Consider the following 18,016-nt stretch of genomic DNA (forward strand, 5'->3'; position numbering starts at 1 on the left):
TAGGTGAGCAGCGCCCGGCAGCCGTCCGCGACCGCCCGTTCCAGGTTCGGCGCGAGCTTGCGCCACTTGTTGCCGGGCACTGTCGGATGCGCCAGGTCGTCCCGCTTCAGCCGGAGCTCCACCCCCGCCGCGGCGAGCTCCGGGTCGTCGACCACCGTCAACGGCGTGGGCAGGTCAGCGGGCACGAGCATCCACTCACCCTAGCCGGGCGACTCGATGCGCCGATCGGAGCTCCGGGTCCAGCCCCTCGCGGACGGCGGCGTCGAGGGGCAGGACGGCCGTGAAGACCTCCGGGGCGACGGCGGAGAAGTTCACGCGCTACGGGACCTGAAACGTGGTCATGACTCGACTCCGGAAGCCCGATCGGCCCGGGATAGGCTGCACTCCCATGCCAGAAGCACGGGTCGATTCCCCGGCCGACTCCCCCTCGGACGCCCTCGCCGTCACGGCCCCCGAGGCGCTCGGCACCGACCTGTTCCTGGAGCTCTCCGGTCGCGGCAGCCGGCGCGGTCAGCTGATGCAGGCGCTGCGCGAGGCCGTCGACTCGGGGCGGCTGGCCCCCGGCACCCGGCTGCCCCCGTACCGCAGCCTCGCGCGCGACCTGGGCATCGCCCGCAACACGGTGGCCGACACGTACGCCGAACTCGTCGCCGAGGGGCGGCTGTCGGCCCGCCAGGGCTCCGGCACCCGGGTCGCCGACCGGGCCGCGCCACTGCCCACCGGCCGGAACGCGCCCGTCCGCCCGGCGACCCCGCGACCGGTCGTCCACGACCTGATGCCCTCCTCTCCCGATGCCTCCGCGTTTCCGCGCTCCGACTGGCTGGCCTCCGCCCGGCGGGCCGTCTCCGCCGCGCCCAACGACGCCTTCGGTGTAGGCGATCCGCGGGGACGGCCCGAACTGCGCACCGCGCTGGCCGAGTACCTGGCCCGCGCCCGCGGCGTCCGCACCGAGCCGGACCGGATCGTGGTCTGCGCGGGCTTCGCCCACGCCCTGCGCCTGCTGGGCGGCATCCTGGACGGGCCCGTCGCGGTCGAGGCGTACGGCCTGGCGTTCCACCGCGGCCTGCTGACCGAGGCGGGCCGCCGGACCGTCCCGCTGACCGTCGACGAGGCCGGTGCCTGCACCGCCGAACTGGCCGCCACCGGCGCGCGGGCCGCCCTGCTCACGCCTGCCCACCAGTTCCCGACCGGCGGCCCGCTGCACGCCGAACGCCGTGCCCTGGCGGTCGACTGGGCCCGCGCGCACGGCGGACTGCTGCTGGAGGACGACTACGACGGCGAGTTCCGCTACGACCGCCGGCCGATCGGCGCCGTCCAGGGACTCGACCCCGATCGTGTCGTCTACCTCGGTTCCACCAGCAAGAGCCTCTCCCCTGCGTTGCGACTCGGATGGATGGTGCTGCCCGGCGAACTGGTCGACCCGGTGCTCGCCGCCAAAGGCACCCGCGAACTGACCTCCGGGGTGGTCGACCAGCTCACCCTGGCCGACTTCCTAGCCCACGGCTCCTACGACCGCCACCTGCGCCGGATGCGCCGCCACTACCGCCGCCGCCGCGACCTGATGGTCCGCACCCTCGCCGACCGCGCCCCGGACATCCGGGTCAGCGGCATCGCCGCCGGGCTGCACGCCGTCCTCGAACTCCCCGAGCACACCGAGCCCTTGGCCCTCGGCACCGCCCGCCGCCTCGGCCTGGCCCTGGCGGGGCTGCACTCCTACCACCACCCCGACAGCACCGTGCCGCCCCGCGACGGCCTGGTGATCGGCTACGGCACCCCGCCCGACCACGCCTTCCCTGCCGCCCTGGACGCCCTCTGCCAGGCCCTCACCGCCCTCCCCCGCAGCTGATCGACGCTGCGGCGGAGGCGGGACGGGCGGTGCTTCGCCGGACCCGATCCGGCCCGGGTGTCAGAGCACGGCGACCCCCAGCGGACGGTGGCCGGTCTCCAGGCGGTGGGTGGCGCCGGAGTCGAGATCGACCAGGGTGATCCCGTCCCACCCGCCGTCGCGGGTGAAGCCACCGGTGACGTAGGCCGTCCGCCCGTCCCGGGAGAGGGCGACGTTCTCGTGCGGGAGGCCGAGCGGGTAGACCCGCTCGCGGCCGTCGGGTTGCCGGACCGTCAGGCTGGGCCCGGCGTCGTCCCCGGTGATCGGGCCCGAGCCGACCACCAGCAGTCGGCCGTCCGGGGCGACCGTGACGCCGTGCTGGTGGGTGTTGGCCGTCATCGGCTCGACCGACACCTGCCCCGTCGCAGGATCGACGACGGCCAACCGCTCGCCCTCGAACGGCAGCAGCAGCTTCCCGTCACTCGGCCGGACCGCCGCGTAGTGCGGCTTCAGCCAGGAGCCCAGCCCGCCCTTCGTCCCGTACGGCGCGGCCTCGATCCGGCGGGTGCCCAGCCCGTCGGCGGCCACCACCGTCACGTCGAAGGAGTCGTGCCCGGTCGCGTACACCTCCCGTCCGTCCGCCGACACGTCCACGTCGAACGGCCGCCGCCCCACCGGGGCGACCCCGGTGACCTGGCCGGACGCCGTGTCGATCACCTCCAGGACCCCGTTCTTCCCCGGTATGTTGACGCCGACGTACAACCGGCTGCCGTCCGGAGACAGCGCGAGCCCCATGCCGCCGCCCCGGTACTCGCCGGTCTCGGCCGGACCGGTGGCGGTGCGGTGGGCGATCGTCCGGAGCAGGGAGCGGGTGCGGGTGTCCACCTCGGCCACGCCCTCCGCAGTGCTCGCCCAGGCCCGGCCGTCCGCCCCGAGCACCACCGCGTACGGGCGGTGCCGACCCGCACCGAACCGATCGCGCCCCGCTGCGGGTCGACGAAGGTCACGGTGTCCGCCCCGAAGTCCGCGACCAGCAGCGTTCCCTCCGGGGTGGGCAGAGCGGTCGACGCTCCGTCGGAGGGCGGCGCGAGTGACACGGATAACGCCGGGCTCTCCGGCCGGACCGGGCCCGGGCCGTCGCCGGCCCTCGTGGCGCAGCCTGGCAGCACGACAGCCAGCACCGACACGACGGCCAGCAGCAGCGGCGCGGTGCGCCGTCGGCGTGCGGTCACGGGGCGACTCCCTTCCTCGGATCGGATTCGGCTTCGCGCAGCAGGGCGGCGATGCCGTTGAAGCCTCGGCGTTCGGCGTGCTGGAGCGCCGTCACGCCGTCGGCGTCGGCGAGTTGTGGATCGGCGCCCGCAGCGAGCAACAGGCGGACGATCTCGATGTGCGGGCGGCCGCCGTCGCCGAGGATCACGGCCTCCAGCAGGGCCGTCCAGCCGAGGCGGTTGACGTGGTCGACATCGATGTCGGTCTCCTCCAACACCGCCTGCACGTAGGCGACATGGCCGCGCTCGGCCGCGGGTATCAGGCTGACCCCGCCGAACCGGTTGGTCAGCCCGAGATCCGGCCCGGCAGCCAACAGGGCCCGCATCATGGCGACGCTGCCGGTGACACCGGTGACCAGCCACGGGCTGTCCTCCCGATGGTCCTGCGCATCAGGATTCGCTCCTGCCGCGACCAGGAACTCGGCGACGGCCACCTGGTCGGCGAGCGCGGCCGTCAACAGCGCCGTCCGCCCCTGCGGATCGCGCGCCTCCAGGTTGGCACCGGCCGCCAGGGCGGCCCTGACGGCGGCGACGTCGCCGGTGTGCGCAGCGCCGAGCAGACGCTGGTCGATTGCGGTCGTCATCACGGTCCTCCTGAAGGGGCGGCAGGTACGGCACGGTCAGCCCGCGGCACAGGCGAGGTCGGGCCTGGCCGGGTCGGGTCGGGTCGGGTCGGGTCGAACGGTGGCCCACCGGATGCCTCCGACGAACCTCTCACCCCATATTTGCCCCGCCCCCGGGTTCGATTCGTCGTCGAACCGGCCAGTCCCCGCGAGCCTTCCGGCTGATACCGACGTCATCCGATCAGTTGATGCGCGACGTCCGCGGGGGCCGGCTCCGGCACCCGATGCAGAATCGACGGTGCTGACGATCCGCTACAAGAGGCCGACACAGGCCGGGCGTTGAGAAGTCGACGCAGGCGGGACGGCCGAGGAGGCCTTGCGGGGCCGCGAACGTGGAGATTCGATCACCATGACGATCTCCCCCTTCCGCCCGTCGCAATTCTGTGCCATTTTACATGTCACACGTCAGATGGTCGGCGCCCCCCAGCCCGCCCACTACCGCTCGGAGTCCCCCACCGTGCGTCATATCCGGATATCCGCCGCCCAGTTGGGTCGGCTGCTCGCGCTCGCTTTCGCGCTGGTCCTCACCGTTGGACTGTTCGCCCCACAGGGCCGCGCCTTCGCCGCGCCCGCCCAGCCCGCCACCGGCGCCACCCCTGCCGACACGGCCACCGCCCCCGTCTCGCACCCCGTCCCGAAGTCGGCCGACGAGCCGAAGGACGCCCGCCCGACCCCGGGTCAGGTCAACACCGGTACCAAGTCCGCACCGCAGCAGGCCACCCAGGCCCCCACGGTCAAGAAGCTCGGCGCGCTCGCCGCCGACGCCACCGGCTGCGACACCTCGCTGTTCGGCTCCACCGGCGGCACCGCCCTGGTGAACACGGTCAAGTCGGCCGGCCTGGACTGCCTGAGCAAGCTCTACTCATTCACCGGCACCGACGCGAAGAACACCTTCCGCGAGCCGCAGATGGTCGCCGTCGCCGATGCCCTGCGCACCGCCTCGGCGAGCTACGACGGCACCGGCTCGGCGTCCGTCGCCCAACTGATCGCCTTCCTGCGGGCCGGCTACTACGTCCAGTGGTACCACGCCGACGCCGTCGGCCCGTACGGCACCGCGCTGCAGACCTCGATCCGCGGCGCGCTGGACGCGTTCTACGCCGCCCCGCACGCCAAGGACGTCACCGAGGCCAACGGCCAGATCCTCTCCGAGGCGGTCATCCTGATCGACTCCGCCCAGGAGAACGCCCGCTACACCGGCGTGATCAAGGACCTGCTGGACCGCTACACCAGCTCCTGGACCGGCGGCATGTGGGACGCCGTCTCCAACACCAAGCTGGTGCTGGAGAACGGCCTCGGCACCGACTCCTTCAACGCCGCGCTGGCCGCCGACCCGTCCGTGGCCTCCTCGATCTCCGCCTTCGTCAAGCGCAACAGCCGGATGCTCAACGGCAGCGACCTGGCCACCAGCCTCGGCATCGACCTCGGCTCCTTCCTGGAGCAGCCGGTGCTGCAGGCCCAGGCCCGCCCGCTGGTCAAGGACCTGGTCAACGCCTTCCCGCTGATCGGCGCCACCGGCCCGCTCACGATGAACCTCGCCTGGTTCACCGAGAAGAAGGACGAGGGCCACTGCTCCTACTACGGGCTGTGCGACCTGCCGACCCGGCTCGCCCCGCTGGTCCTGACCGTCGACCGCATCTGCAGCCCGACCCTGCACATCCGCGCCCAGGCGCTGACCGCCGCCGAACTGGACAGCACCTGCTCCAGCCTGGCCAACGAGGACGCCCTGTTCCACAGCGTGGTCAAGGACAACGGCCCCGTCCCCGGTGACCTCAACACCCAGTTGGAGGTCGTGGCCTACGACTCCTCCTACGACTACCGCCTGTACGCCTGGTCGATGTTCGACATCGACGTGGACAACGGCGGCATGTACCTGGAGGGCAAGCCCAACGAGTCCGGCAACCAGGCCCGCTTCATCGCCCACGAGGCGGAGTGGCTGCGCCCGGCGTTCTCGATCTGGAACCTCAACCACGAGTACGCGCATTACCTCGACGGCCGCTTCGACTTCTACGGCGACTACGACGCCGGGCAGACCGTCCCCAACATCTGGTGGATCGAGGGCTTCGCCGAGTACATGTCCTACACCTACCGGGACGTGCGCTACGACGACGCGATCGCGCAGGCCGCCAAGGGCACCTACAAGCTGAGCACGCTGTTCGACACCACCTACCAGAACACCGACTCCACCCGGACCTACAACTGGGGCTACCTGGCCGTCCGGTACATGCTGCAGTCGCACCCGAAGGACGTCGCCGCCTACCTGGCCAAGACCCGTACCGGCGACTTCACCGGCGCCCGCGCCGTCATCACCGGTATCGGCACCTCGTACGACGCCGACTTCGCCACCTACCTGGCCGCCTGCGGCACCGGCAACTGCGGCACCCTGCCGCCCGCCGCCCCGCTCTGCGCCAACCCGGACACCCGCTCGTACGGGCAGAACTGCCGCCGCGACAACGTCGCGGCCACCTCCGGCAACTACAGCTACAGCTTCCTCAACCTGCCGGCCGGCGTGAAGCAGCTCACCATCACCACCACCGGCGGCACCGGCAACGCGGACCTCTACTGGAACCCCAGCGCCTGGGCCACCACCGGCTCCTACGCCACCAAGTCCACCAACAGCGGCAACGGTGAGACCCTGACCATCACGAACCCGCCCGCAGGCTGGGTGTACTTCAGCCTCTACGCCCAGAACTCCTTCTCCGGAGTCACCGTCACCACGCAGTACTGACCCGCCCGGTGACACCCGAGGCCCGCGGATCCCAGGACCGCGGGCCTCGCGCCGTATCCGGCTCGGCTGCCGGACTCCCCGGGCCGCCACAGCCGGCGATCGCGGCCCCTGCCCCAGGAGTTCCCGTGCCGATTCCTGCGTGCCCGAACGGTCACTGCGCACCGCTTCCCGATGGAGTGAATCTCCCCGCCGCGGCCGACCGCCGGACCGTTTCGACGTCCAGGGGAAACCACGGGCTCCGGCAAGGGCGGACGGCGATGCGGCCCAGGTCGCCGGGGCCACCCGGAAGCACCGCTCGGGGTCCGAGCCCTGCCCGAATTCCTCGGAATTTCCTCGGTGCGCGCTCGCGGCGCTGCGCACAGGAGCTGCCGGGGGCGCTAATCTACGCTCAGAGCGCAACAGGTCTGGCGTTTCGCCTGGTCAGTGGGCCCCATCGGCTGACGGTCGGTCAGCGGCCGAGGTAGGGCGGGTGGGACTCGAACCCACGACCAAGGGATTATGAGTCCCCTGCTCTAACCGGCTGAGCTACCGCCCCCCGACTCGACCCGCCGGGGCCGACGTGCGGTCCTGGCAGCAGCAGACGGCCCCTCAGGGACGCCCCCGGCAGCATAGCCGGTCGGTCACCCGTGGTGCGCGCCGGGGGCGCATCCGGGTCCGCCCGCTCCCGTCCCGTCCGCGTCGCCCATTCGTGGCCCCGGTCGCACCCGTCCGACGGACACCCCGACGAGCGAACGAGCACGGCAGCGGCGGTCACCGACGTCCACGCACGACTGGAGCCGGAACCGAGCTGCGGGCGGCGACCACGGCGGTACCGCCGACGCGGTCGACAGCCCGGTCGTGGTGGCGGCGCATCGCCCGGTCGGCCCGGCCGTCGGCAACTCCCGCACGGGCCTGGCGTTCGTCCCAGGACCCCGCGGATGACATTCCGTCAGGTGTCCGGCCGATCGGCATCGCCACTGCCCCGGCACCGCGGTCGGGACGATCGGCAGCCACCGGCAAGGCGGCAGCACCGTCGACGTCCCGGACCGCAGTTTCGGCGGCAATCAGGTGCAGGTGCCCTGCGGGCAAGCATTCCTGATGCCCGGTCGAGCACTCCCGCCAACGGGACGGTTGGCCCGCTCGGGCGGCCGAACGCCGAGGCGGTTGCCGCTGCGGCGCGGGCCCTGGTAGATCTTGCTGCATCCGCCGCCCGGCTCCTCCCGGGCGGGCCGCCGAGCGGAAGCGAGTGACGGTGCCGCGCACCTCCCCCCGAACCGGCCGTGGTCCGGCCGCCGCGGCCTGCGCACTGCTGCTCTCGCTGGCGGTGGCGGTGACCGGCTGCACTTCCGCCGGGCCGGCCGACAACGCGATTCCCACCGCCCACCCCGCGCCCGCGGACCCGGTGGGCGACCGGATCGGGCCGCTGTTCATGGACGACACCGACGGCATGCGGGCCTGCACGGCCGCCGTGGTGCACAGTCGCGGCCGCAACCTGCTGATCACCGCCGCCCACTGCGCGGCCCCGCGGGGCGTCCCGCTGGACGACCTGGTGTTCGCCCCCGGTTACCGCGACCGACGATCCCCGCACGGGAGTTGGCCGGTCACCGAGGTGGTGGTGGACCCGCGCTGGGGGCCCGAGGAGAACGAGGGGTACGACGTGGCGTTCCTCACTGTCGGCCCGCTGAACGGCCGGCAGATCGAGGACGTGATGGGCGCCTACCCGCTCGCCACCGGTCTCGGCTTCGGCCTGGAGGTCACCGTCACCGGCTATCCCAACAGCGCGGTGTCCCCGATCACCTGCGCGGGCCGCACCACCTCGCGCAGCAACACCCAGCAGCGATTCGACTGCGCCGGATTCACCGACGGCACCAGCGGCAGCCCGTGGGTGACCGAGAAGGGCCAGGTGATCGGAGTGATAGGGGGTTACCAGCAGGGCGGAAACAGCCCGGAGGTCTCCTACAGCGTGGCTTTCGGCGACCGTCTCGCGGACCTCTACCGGCAGGCCGGCGGCTGAGCCGCCCACACCCGCCCGCGCCCGCCCACCGGCCGGCCCGCGGCTCGGGCGGTGCCGGGGGCAGGCCCGGGCGGCACCGGGAAAACACGAAGGCCCCTCGGTCTCACCGAAGGGCCTTCGCTCTGTACTGATCACCGTGACGTCCGGTGAAGCTCCCCCAATTGGACTCGAACCAATAACCTGCCGATTAACAGTCGGCTGCTCTGCCAATTGAGCTATGGGGGACCGCGCTCCTCCAATTGGACTCGAACCAATAACCTGCCGATTAACAGTCGGCTGCTCTGCCAATTGAGCTATGGAGGATCGTGCTTCTGCTTCGCCCACCCTGGTCTCCGGATCTCTCCGGGGCCCACGGTGCTCGCTGCGGGACATACATTAGCGCACTCAGGGGGGTGTTCCGCCAATCGCTTTCAGCAGCGGCCTCCCCCACCTCGGCCGCAGGCCGGTACGGCGCGCCCCGCGCGCGCCGTACGGGGCGGACGGGGATGCTGGTGCACGGCGGCTCCGGCTGGCCCGGACCCGCCACCGGCAGGGCGGTTCACGGCCCGGCCGGACGGGTAGACGCGGCACACAATCGCGCGGCGACGAAGGGTGGAACCAGGGCATGTGGAAGGTCTCGTTGATCGTGGGCGTCGGGATCGGGTACGTCCTCGGCGCCCGGGCCGGGCGGGAACGGTACGACCAGCTGGCCGGTGCGGCCCGACAGCTGCGGGAGAACCCGCGGGTGCAGGGCGCGGCCGGCAAGGCCAAGCAGCAGGCGGGCGCGGTCGCCGGGAAGGCCGCCGGGGCGGTGGCCGACAAGGTCGGCGAGAAGCTGCCGAACTCGCTGACCGAACGCGTCCCGTACTTCGCCAAGCACAACGGCGAGGACGACGGCTGGGGCACCGTCCGCCCCTGATCGCGGCGAACGGTCCCCGACCGGGCACGGAACGCCCCCGACCAGGCACGGACGGTCGGCGGCGGGGCTGGTTCCGGTACCGACTGGGCAACACTTGCGGCAGTCGGGCCCGCCCCGGCCGCCGACTGCGGCATGATCTCGGCATGGCCATCGTCGCGGGCATCGACAGCTCCACCACTCGCACCCGGATCGTCGCGTGCGACGCCGACACCGGCGCCGTGCTGCGGCAGGGCCGGGCCCCCCATCCGCTGCCCGAGGGCGACGACGCCCGCTCCACCGAGGTCGACCCGCAGACCTGGCTGCACTCGCTCGGCGACGCCGCCGCCGGGGGCCTGCTGGAGAGCGTCCGGGCGATCGGGGTGTCCGCCCAGCAGCACGGGCTGATCGGCCTGGACGCCGGCGGTGTCCTGGTACGGCCCGCGCTGCTGTGGAACGACCCGCGCTCGGCGGGCTCGGCGGCCGCGCTGCTGGACGCGCTCGGCGGGGCGGAGCCCTGGGTGGAGGCGATCGGCGCCGTCCCGGGCCCCACGTACACCATCGCCAAACTGCGCTGGCTCGCCGAGTTCGAGCCGGTGTCGGCGCAGCGGATCGCCGAAGTGCTGCTGCCGCACGACTGGCTGGTCTCCCAGCTGCTGGGCGGCGCCCGGCGGCGCACCACGGACCGCGGCGACGCCTCCGGCACCGGCTACTGGTCGCCGATCACCGGCGAGTACCGGCAGGACCTGATCAAGCTGGCGTTCGGCCACGAGCTGAAGGTTCCGGACGTGCTCGGCCCGGCCGAGCCCGCCGGGCACACCCCCGAGGGGCTGCTGATCTCGGCCGGCACCGGCGAGAACATGGCGGCCTCGCTGGGCCTCGGGCTGGGCCCGGGCGACGCGGTGGTGTCGCTGGGCGGCAACGGCACGATCTTCGCGGTGCACGACCGGGCGGTGGTCGACCCGTCCGGGCTGGTCTCCTCGTTCGCCGACGCCACCGGCCGACACCTGCCGATGGTGGCGACGCTGAACGCCGCGCAGGTGCTGCGCTCCACCGCCGCGATGCTCGGCACCGACCTGGAAGGCCTGTCGGACCTGGCCCTGCAGTCCTCGCCGGGCGCGTACGGGATGGTCTTCCTGCCGTACCTGGACGGCGAGCGCACCCCGAAGCTGCCGCAGGCGGCGGGCACCCTGACCGGGCTGCGGGCCGAGTCGATGGCGCCGCAGCACGTGGCGCGGGCCGCCGTCGAGGGCATGCTGTGCAACCTGGCCGAAGCGCTGGACGTGCTGCGCGGGCACGGCGTCGCGGTGAACCGGGTGTTCCTGCTGGGGACGGCCGGCCGGCTGCCCGCCGTCCAGCAGATCGCCCCGCTGGTGTTCGGGCTGCCCGTGGTCATACCGCCGCGCGGCGACCACGCGGCGCGCGGCGCGGCCCGCCAGGCCGCCTGGGCGCTCGCCGGGACGGCCGAGCCCCCGCACTGGGAGCTGCCGGACGTCACCCTGCTGACCCCCGACCAGGAGCACGACCTGGCGGTCGGCAACGCGGTGCGCCAGCAGTTCGCCGCGATGCGCGAGCAGCACCACCCGGAGACCGCCGCGAACGCCTGACCCACCGTCCGGAACCTGCGGCCGACCGGCTGCTGAGGATGCGTCAGCGACCGCCTAGTGGCAGCGTGGGGGCTCCACGACTGGAGGGACGGTTCGTCATGGCGTTGCACAAGGGACAGGGACACGAGCAGGACGATCGGCGGCTGCCGTTCAGCCCGCTGCATGTGCTGACCGACCCGCTGGGCGCGATGCAGGTGGCCCCGCCGCTGCACCGGCTGCCCAAGATCCCGATCCCGCCGCCCGTCGCGTACCAGCTGATCCACGACGAGCTGATGCTGGACGGCAACGCCAAGCTCAACCTGGCGACCTTCGTCACCACGCAGATGGACGAGCACGCGGACCGGCTGATGGCCGAGTGCCGCGACAAGAACATGATCGACAAGGACGAGTACCCGCAGACCGCCGAGCTGGAGCGGCGCTGCGTGGCGATCCTCGCCGACCTGTGGCACGCGCCCGACCCCGGTGCGGCGGTCGGCTGCTCCACCACCGGCTCCAGCGAGGCCTGCATGCTCGCCGGGATGGCGCTCAAGCGGCGCTGGATGCGGCGCAACGCCGACCGGTACGCGGCCGGGGCGCGGCCCAACCTGGTGATGGGCATCAACGTGCAGGTCTGCTGGGAGAAGTTCTGCAACTTCTGGGAGGTCGAGGCACGGCTGGTGCCGATGGAGGGCGACCGCTTCCACCTGACCGCCGATCAGGCCGTGGCGCACTGCGACGAGAACACCATCGGCGTGGTCGGGATCCTCGGCTCCACCTTCGACGGCTCCTACGAGCCGATCGCCGAGATCTGCGCCGCCCTGGACGAACTCCAGCAGCGCACCGGGCTCGATGTTCCGGTGCACGTCGACGCCGCGTCCGGCGGCATGGTCGCGCCGTTCCTGGACCCGGGCCTGAAGTGGGACTTCCGGCTGCCCCGGGTGGCGTCGATCAACACCTCCGGCCACAAGTACGGACTGGTCTACCCCGGCGTCGGCTGGGCGCTGTGGCGGGACGGCGAGGCACTGCCCGAGGAACTGGTGTTCAAGGTCAACTACCTGGGCGGCGAGATGCCGACCTTCGCCCTGAACTTCTCCCGGCCCGGCTCGGAGGTGGTCGCCCAGTACTACACCTTCCTGCGGCTCGGACGCGCCGGCTTCCAGGCCGTCCAGCAGGCCTGCCGGGACGTCGCCGAGTACCTGGCCGGGCAGATCGAGAAGCTCGGTCCGTTCCGGCTGATCACCCGCGGCGACCAGCTGCCCGTGTTCGCCTTCACCACCGCCGAGGACAGCCCGTTCGACGTCTTCGACGTGTCGCGACGGCTGCGCGAACGCGGCTGGCAGGTGCCCGCGTACACCTTCCCGGAGGGGCGGACCGACCTGGCGGTGCTGCGGGTGGTGTGCCGCAACGGGTTCACCCGGGACCTGGCGGACCTGCTGCTCAACGACCTGCGGCGGGTGCTGCCCGAGCTGGAGCGCCAGCCCGCGCCGCTCAGCGAGCTGGGCATGGCGCAGCGCAGCGGCTTCCACCACTGACGGGCGGGCGAGGCGGCCGGTCGGGTCCGGATCAGTCCAGGTAGCCGCGGAGCTGATCGGCGAAGGCGTGTTCGCGCAGTTTGCGAAGGGTCTTCGCCTCGATCTGCCGGATCCGCTCCCGGGTCACGCCGAAGAGGTGGCCGATCTCCTCCAGGGTGCGGGGGCGGCCGTCGTCGAGACCGTAGCGGAGCTGGACCACCTGGCGTTCGCGCTCGCCGAGGATGGCCAGCACCGCCTCCAGGTGTTCGCGCAGCAGCAGGAAGGCGGCGCTCTCCGGCGGGGAGGCGGCGTCGGCGTCCTCGATCAGGTCGCCGAGGGCCACCTCGTCCTCCTCGCCGACCGGGGTGTGCAGCGAGACCGGTTCCTGGGCCAGCTTGAGGACCTCCCGGACCCGCTCCGGCGACAGTTGGAGCACCAGTCCGACCTCGGCCGCGGTGGGCTCCACCCCGCGTTCCTGCAGCAGGGCGCGTTGCACCCGCAGCACCCGGTTGATCAACTCGACCACGTGCACCGGCACCCTGATGGTGCGGGCCTGGTCGGCGAGGGCTCGGCTCATCGCCTGGCGTATCCACCAGGTCGCGTAGGTGGAGAACTTGTAGCCGCGGGCGTAGTCGAACTTCTCGACCGCCCGGATCAGACCGAGGTTGCCCTCCTGGACCAGGTCGAGCAGCGTCAGGCCGCGGCCGACGTAGCGCTTGGCGACCGAGACCACCAGCCGCAGGTTGGCCTCGATCAGGCGGCGCTTGGCGATCCGGCCGAGCACGACCAGCCGGTCCAGGTCGTCGGCGAGCCGCTCGTCCTCGCCCGGGGTGGTGCGGTCCAGGGCCTCCTCGGCGAACAGGCCTGCCTCGATCTGGCAGGCCAGCTCGACCTCCTCGGCGGCGGTCAGCAGCCGGATCCGCCCGATCTCGCGCAGGTACTGCCGCAGCAGGTCGGCGGCCGGGCCGGTGCCCTCGTCCAGGGCGACTTCCGGGGGCTCGTCGGCGAGATCCTCGGCGGTGGGCTCGGATGCGGGCTCGGATTCGGGCTCGGATTCGGGCTCGGATTCGGTCTCGGCGGCGGTCTCGGCGGTTTCGGTTCCGGCAGCGGTTTCGGCTTCGGTTCCGGGCCCGGGGGCGGGGGCGGGCCCGGGGGCAGGGGCGGTTCCGGGCTGCGGCTCGGCGCCGGTGGGGAGTTCTGTGCCGGTGGGCCGGAGTGGGATCGCGGCGTCCCGGGCGGGGGCGGTGCGGTGCGGGCGGGCGACTGAGAGCTCCACGGGCATCCCTCCAGGGGCCGCGCGCGGCCTGGGGGTTGCCGCGCCACACCGGAGGGGATACCCAGCCCGGCGTGCCCGGGCACCTGCGGGCGGCCGCGAGCCACACGTGCGGCACCCGGCGCACGCGCGGGTGCCATCGGACGGGCGGGGGCGGCCGAGGGCGTGACGGGGGGCCAGGAGGCGCCGGGAGGCGGCCAGGAGGTGCTGGGGAGGCGGTCAGAGGGCGGCGACGCCGCGGGAGCGCAGCTGCTGGCCGTACTGCTGCAGGGCCCACAGTTCGCTCTGCACCGGGTGCTGTTCCTCGGCGCCGGCCCGGTCGCCCAGCCGGCGCAGGTGGGCGCGGACCTCGTCGACCCGCCGGTCCACCGCCTGCAGGCGGAGCTTGACCAGGAACTCGCCCGCGTACACCTCGTCGGCCTTGCGCCGGGAGCGGATCGGCTCCACGGTCAGTTCGGTGACCAGGCCGCGGACCTGGTCGTCCGGGCTGGCCTCGCGGACGGCAGCGGTGAAGTCCGGCAGGCTCGCGCCGTACGCAGCGCCGCCGGCCTGGCCGATGGCGCGGCGGACCGCCTGGTACGGCGGCGTAGGGAACTCGTCCTCGCCGTACTGGTCGAACGCCGGGCTGACCAGATCGGGGTGCTGGAGGGCAAGTTTGAGCAGTTCGCGTTCGACGAACTGCGCCGGGTCGCGCGGGTTGAGCCGGAACGCCGGGCGCTCCGGACGGGCCGACTGCTGCTCCGCGGGTGCGGCGCGGCGCAGCGGCTGCCGCTGGCCGTTCTGCTGGTTCTCCCGCTGCCAGCGGGCGAGTTGGGAGATCCGGCGGACCACGAACTGCTCGTCCAGGATGCCGACCATGCCGGCCAGCTGGACTGCGTACTCGTGCTGGATCGAGCGGTCCTTGATCTTGACGATGATCCCGGCGGCCTCTTCGAGCGCGGCGGCACGGCCCTCAGCGGTGTCCACCCGGTGCCGGGCGACCGCCGAGCGGAGCGCGAACTCGAACAGCGGGACGGGGTTCGCCACCAAGGTGCGGACCGCCTCGTCGCCCTGGGCAAGGCGCAGGTCGCACGGGTCCATTCCGCCCGGGGTGATGGCGATGGAGGTGCGGGCGGCGAACTTCTGGTCGTCCTCGAAGGCGCGCAGGGCGGCCTTCTGTCCGGCGGCGTCACCGTCGAAGGTGAAGACCGTCTCACCGCGGTAGGTGGAGGTGTCCATCAGCAGCCGACGGATGATCTTGATGTGGTCCTCGCCGAACGCGGTGCCGCAGGTGGCCACCGCCGTGGTGACGCCCGCCAGGTGACAGGCCATCACGTCGGTGTAGCCCTCGACCACCACGGCCCGGCCGGACTTGGCGATCTCCTTGCGGGCCAGGTCGATGCCGTACAGGACGTTCGACTTCTTGTAGATCGGCGTCTCGGGGGTGTTCAGGTACTTCGGACCGTTGTCGTCCTCGCGCAGCCGGCGGGCGCCGAAGCCGACCACGTCGCCCGAGCTGTCCCGGATCGGCCAGACCAGGCGGCCCCGGAAGCGGTCGATCAGGCCGCCGCGCTGGCCCTGCGAGGCCAGGCCGCCGACCGAGATCTCCTTGTCGGTGAAACCGCGGCCGCGCAGGAAACGCACCAGGTGCTCCCAGCCGACCGGGGCGTAGCCCACCCCGAAGTGCTTGGCGGCGGCCTCGTCGAAGCCGCGCTCGGAGAGGAAGCGCCGACCGATCTCCGCCTCGGGCGTGGCCAGCTGCTCCTGGAACCAGGCGGCGGCGACCTTGTGCGCCTCGATCAGCCTGGTCCGCTCGCCCTGCTGGTGCCGCGGACTGTAGCCGCCCTCCTCGTAGCGCAGCGTGATGCCCGCCTGGGCGGCCATCCGCTCGACCGCCTCCGCGAACGAGCAGTGCTCGATCTTCATCAGGAAGGTGATCGTGTCGCCGGACTCGCCGCAGCCGAAGCAGTGGAAGACGCCCTTGCCCGGGTGCACGTAGAACGACGCGGACTTCTCGTCGTGGAACGGGCACACGCCCTTCAGCTGGGCACCGCCGCCATTGGCCAACTGCACGTAGTCGCCGACCACGGCGTCGATCGGCAGGGCGGCACGCACCGCCTGCACATCCTCGTCCCTGATCCTCCCGGCCACTGGGAAAGTCTACGGGAGCGGCGTTCGTACGAAGCTGCCACGCGGGCGGTCGCACGACACCGGGCTCAGCCGACCAGCTTGGCGTGCAGGGCGAGGGCGGAGGCGTCGGTCAGGGTGGCGATCTGGTCGATCACGGTGCGCAACGCGGCGCGGTCGTCCTCGGCCTCGGCGTACTGGGCGGCGAACACCGGGTCCAGCCCGTCCGGGGCGGTGCGCAGCAGGGCGTCGGCGAGTTCGGCGATCACCACCCGCTGGCGGGAGCGGAGCTGGGCCTGCTCGTCCCGCTGCATCACGTAGCGGACGGCGACCGCCTTGAGCACCGCGCACTCCAGCCGGACGGTGCGCGGGACGACCAGTTCGGCGGCGTAGCGGGCGAGCGGGCCCGGGCCGTAGCGGGCCCGGGTGGCCTGCTCTGCGGCCAGGCAGAACCGACCGATCAGCTGGCTGGTGAAGTCCTTGAGGCCGGCCCGGGCGCGGGCGGTGCCGTCGTACCAGGCTGGCCACCACTCCTCGGCCTGCAGCCGGTCGAGAGCGGCGCCGAACTCCTCCGGCCCGGTCTCCGCGGCGAACCGCTCGGCGATCGCGAACAGCTCGGCCCGCTCCTGCGGGGCACGCAGCGCCGCCGGGTCGATGTGCCCGGCCTGCAGGCCGTCCTCCACGTCGTGGGTGGAGTAGGCGACGTCGTCGGACCAGTCCATCACGGTGGCCTCGAAGCACCGCCGGCCGTCCGGCGCGCCGGTGCGCATCCAGCGGAAGACCGGCAGGTCGTCGCCGTACACGCCGTACTTGGTGGAGGCGGGGTCGGTCGGGTGGCCGCCGCGCGCCCACGGGTACTTGGTGGCGGCGTCCAGGGCGGCCCGACTCAGGTTCAGGCCGACACTGCGGCCGGGCCACGGGGAGAGCCGGACCTCGGGCTCGTCGAGCGGGGCGAACCGCTTGGGCTCCAGCCTGGTCAGGATGCGCAGCGACTGGGCGTTGCCCTCGAAGCCGCCGCAGGCCTCGGCGGCCTGGTCGAGCGCCTCCTCGCCGGTGTGGCCGAACGGCGGGTGGCCGATGTCGTGGGCCAGGCAGGCGGTCTCCACCAGGTCCGGGTCGCAGCCGAGGGCCGCGCCCAGCTCCCGGCCGACCTGCGCGCACTCCAACGAGTGGGTGAGCCGGGTGCGCGGGAAGTCGCTGCGCATCGGCGCGACCACCTGGGTCGTCCCGGCCAGGCGACGCAGCGCGGCCGAGTGCAGCACCCGGGCACGGTCGCGTTGGAAGGCGGTGCGGCCGGGCCGCTTGTCGGGCTCGGGCACCCAGCGGGCCTCGGACTGCGGATCGTACGGAGTGGTGGTCTTCATATATCAGCCACCGTACGCCGGGTGACGGACATTCGGACGTGCGCCGCGCAAACTCCGGGAGTCGCGCGCCTGTCGCGTGCGCCGCGCGCACCGGGGGGCGGACGGGTGCCTCGGAGCGACCTGGGAAAGATGCAGAGGTTTCTCTGCAAAGAACCCTATGCAGAGAAGTCTCTGCACTCTAGTGTTGCCCCCATGAACGAGCACCGCCCCGAAGAACACCCCGCAACCCCTGCACCGGAGGGCGAGCACCCGCGACGCCGACTCGACGCCAACAGCCTCCGCGGACTGGCCCACCCACTGCGCATGCGGCTGCTGGACGAACTCCGGCTGCACGGCCCCTCGACCTCCGCCCGACTGGCCGACCGCACCGGCGAGTCCACCGGCACCATCAGCTGGCACCTGCGACACCTCGCCGAGCACGGGTTCATCGAGGAGGAGGCCGGGCGCGGCACCAAGCGGGAGCGCTGGTGGCGTGCCATGCCCGGCGCGATCTCGCTCTCCGCCGCCGACTTCGAGCAGGACCCCGGCGCCAAGGCGGCGGCCTCCGTCTACCAGGCGGAGAACCTGCGCCGTCAGTACCAGCGGGTCGCGGACTCACTGGCAGCCGAGTGGGAGGGCGACTGGCGCAGCGTGGGCTTCGTGAGCGACTGGAGCAACCTGCGCCTGACGCCGGATCAGCTTCGCGCCCTCGGCGACGAACTGGCCGCGGTCGTCGCCCGCCACACGCCCGACCCGGCCGCCGCGCCCGACCCCGACGCACGACCGGCCATCGTCCAGATCCAGGTACTGCCGCGAAAGGAACCCGACCGGCCATGACGTCGACCGCCTCCACCGAGTCCCACCCCGCCGAGCCGGTCACCGGTCC

At 72.8% G+C, this 18,016-nt stretch carries 11 protein-coding genes, 3 tRNA genes and 2 pseudogenes; 7 read left to right on the forward strand and 9 right to left on the reverse strand.

The window, feature by feature from the left end; all coding sequences use genetic code 11:
• Window positions 1-191: pseudogene (locus tag IEZ12_RS37545) on the reverse strand (1-aminocyclopropane-1-carboxylate deaminase/D-cysteine desulfhydrase); the annotation flags it as partial.
• Window positions 192-388: 197 nt separating this feature from the next.
• Between IEZ12_RS37545 and pdxR the strand changes: the two are divergent.
• Window positions 389-1,846 (forward strand): MocR-like pyridoxine biosynthesis transcription factor PdxR, encoded by a 1,458-nt coding sequence (pdxR, locus tag IEZ12_RS01635; RefSeq protein ID WP_189270398.1) that lies wholly within the window; start codon window positions 389-391, stop codon window positions 1,844-1,846.
• A 60-nt stretch (window positions 1,847-1,906) separates the two neighbouring features.
• Here the strand turns inward: pdxR and IEZ12_RS01640 are convergent.
• Together IEZ12_RS01640 and IEZ12_RS01645 are read right to left on the reverse strand one after the other, a co-directional pair.
• Window positions 1,907-3,057 (reverse strand): annotated as a pseudogene (locus IEZ12_RS01640) (YncE family protein).
• The gene (locus IEZ12_RS01645; protein ID WP_189270399.1) at window positions 3,054-3,680 is read right to left on the reverse strand and encodes an ankyrin repeat domain-containing protein; all 627 of its coding nucleotides are present in this window, start codon (window positions 3,678-3,680) and stop codon (window positions 3,054-3,056) included. Before IEZ12_RS01645 ends, IEZ12_RS01640 begins: the two are co-directional and overlap by 4 nt.
• A gap of 448 nt (window positions 3,681-4,128) precedes the next feature.
• On the opposite strand from IEZ12_RS01645, the gene IEZ12_RS01650 reads away from it, so the two are divergent.
• Window positions 4,129-6,444, forward strand: a complete 2,316-nt coding sequence (locus tag IEZ12_RS01650; RefSeq protein ID WP_189270400.1) for a collagenase — start codon at window positions 4,129-4,131, stop codon at window positions 6,442-6,444.
• A gap of 461 nt (window positions 6,445-6,905) precedes the next feature.
• Here the strand turns inward: IEZ12_RS01650 and IEZ12_RS01655 are convergent.
• Window positions 6,906-6,979 (reverse strand) — tRNA-Ile (locus IEZ12_RS01655).
• Between the two features lie 696 nt (window positions 6,980-7,675).
• On the opposite strand from IEZ12_RS01655, the gene IEZ12_RS01660 reads away from it, so the two are divergent.
• On the forward strand, window positions 7,676-8,437 hold the full coding sequence (locus tag IEZ12_RS01660) for a trypsin-like serine peptidase (protein ID WP_189270401.1): 762 nt from the start codon (window positions 7,676-7,678) through the stop codon (window positions 8,435-8,437).
• 152 nt (window positions 8,438-8,589) lie between these two features.
• Here the strand turns inward: IEZ12_RS01660 and IEZ12_RS01665 are convergent.
• Together IEZ12_RS01665 and IEZ12_RS01670 are read right to left on the reverse strand one after the other, a co-directional pair.
• Window positions 8,590-8,662, reverse strand: a tRNA-Asn gene (locus tag IEZ12_RS01665).
• 5 nt (window positions 8,663-8,667) lie between these two features.
• Window positions 8,668-8,740 (reverse strand) — tRNA-Asn (locus IEZ12_RS01670).
• A gap of 301 nt (window positions 8,741-9,041) precedes the next feature.
• Here IEZ12_RS01670 and IEZ12_RS01675 point away from each other — a divergent pair.
• The 3 genes from IEZ12_RS01675 (at window position 9,042) to gad (ending at window position 12,429) form a co-directional block, all read left to right on the forward strand.
• The gene (locus tag IEZ12_RS01675; RefSeq protein WP_100585761.1) at window positions 9,042-9,335 is read left to right on the forward strand and encodes a hypothetical protein; all 294 of its coding nucleotides are present in this window, start codon (window positions 9,042-9,044) and stop codon (window positions 9,333-9,335) included.
• A gap of 143 nt (window positions 9,336-9,478) precedes the next feature.
• Window positions 9,479-10,918, forward strand: coding sequence for an FGGY family carbohydrate kinase (locus IEZ12_RS01680; protein WP_189270402.1), 1,440 nt, complete (start codon window positions 9,479-9,481; stop codon window positions 10,916-10,918).
• 98 nt (window positions 10,919-11,016) lie between these two features.
• Window positions 11,017-12,429, forward strand: a complete 1,413-nt coding sequence (gad, locus tag IEZ12_RS01685) for a glutamate decarboxylase (RefSeq protein WP_189270403.1) — start codon at window positions 11,017-11,019, stop codon at window positions 12,427-12,429.
• A gap of 31 nt (window positions 12,430-12,460) precedes the next feature.
• Here the strand turns inward: gad and IEZ12_RS01690 are convergent, their stop codons facing one another.
• The 3 genes from IEZ12_RS01690 to IEZ12_RS01700 all read right to left on the reverse strand — a co-directional run bounded on the left by IEZ12_RS01690 (window position 12,461) and on the right by IEZ12_RS01700 (window position 17,151).
• Window positions 12,461-13,690 (reverse strand): RNA polymerase sigma factor, encoded by a 1,230-nt coding sequence (locus IEZ12_RS01690; protein WP_189270404.1) that lies wholly within the window; start codon window positions 13,688-13,690, stop codon window positions 12,461-12,463.
• A 210-nt stretch (window positions 13,691-13,900) separates the two neighbouring features.
• On the reverse strand, window positions 13,901-15,811 hold the full coding sequence (dnaG, locus tag IEZ12_RS01695; protein ID WP_189270405.1) for a DNA primase: 1,911 nt from the start codon (window positions 15,809-15,811) through the stop codon (window positions 13,901-13,903).
• Window positions 15,812-15,876: 65 nt separating this feature from the next.
• A complete protein-coding gene (locus IEZ12_RS01700; protein ID WP_189270406.1) occupies window positions 15,877-17,151 on the reverse strand; it encodes a deoxyguanosinetriphosphate triphosphohydrolase in 1,275 nt (424 codons plus the stop codon).
• Window positions 17,152-17,343: 192 nt separating this feature from the next.
• On the opposite strand from IEZ12_RS01700, the gene IEZ12_RS01705 reads away from it, so the two are divergent.
• Window positions 17,344-17,967 (forward strand): winged helix-turn-helix domain-containing protein, encoded by a 624-nt coding sequence (locus IEZ12_RS01705; protein WP_189270407.1) that lies wholly within the window; start codon window positions 17,344-17,346, stop codon window positions 17,965-17,967.
• The last annotated feature ends 49 nt before the right edge of the window (window positions 17,968-18,016 follow it).

The organism is Kitasatospora griseola (genome assembly GCF_014648555.1).
GTDB classification, from domain to species: Bacteria; Actinomycetota; Actinomycetes; order Streptomycetales; family Streptomycetaceae; genus Kitasatospora; species Kitasatospora griseola.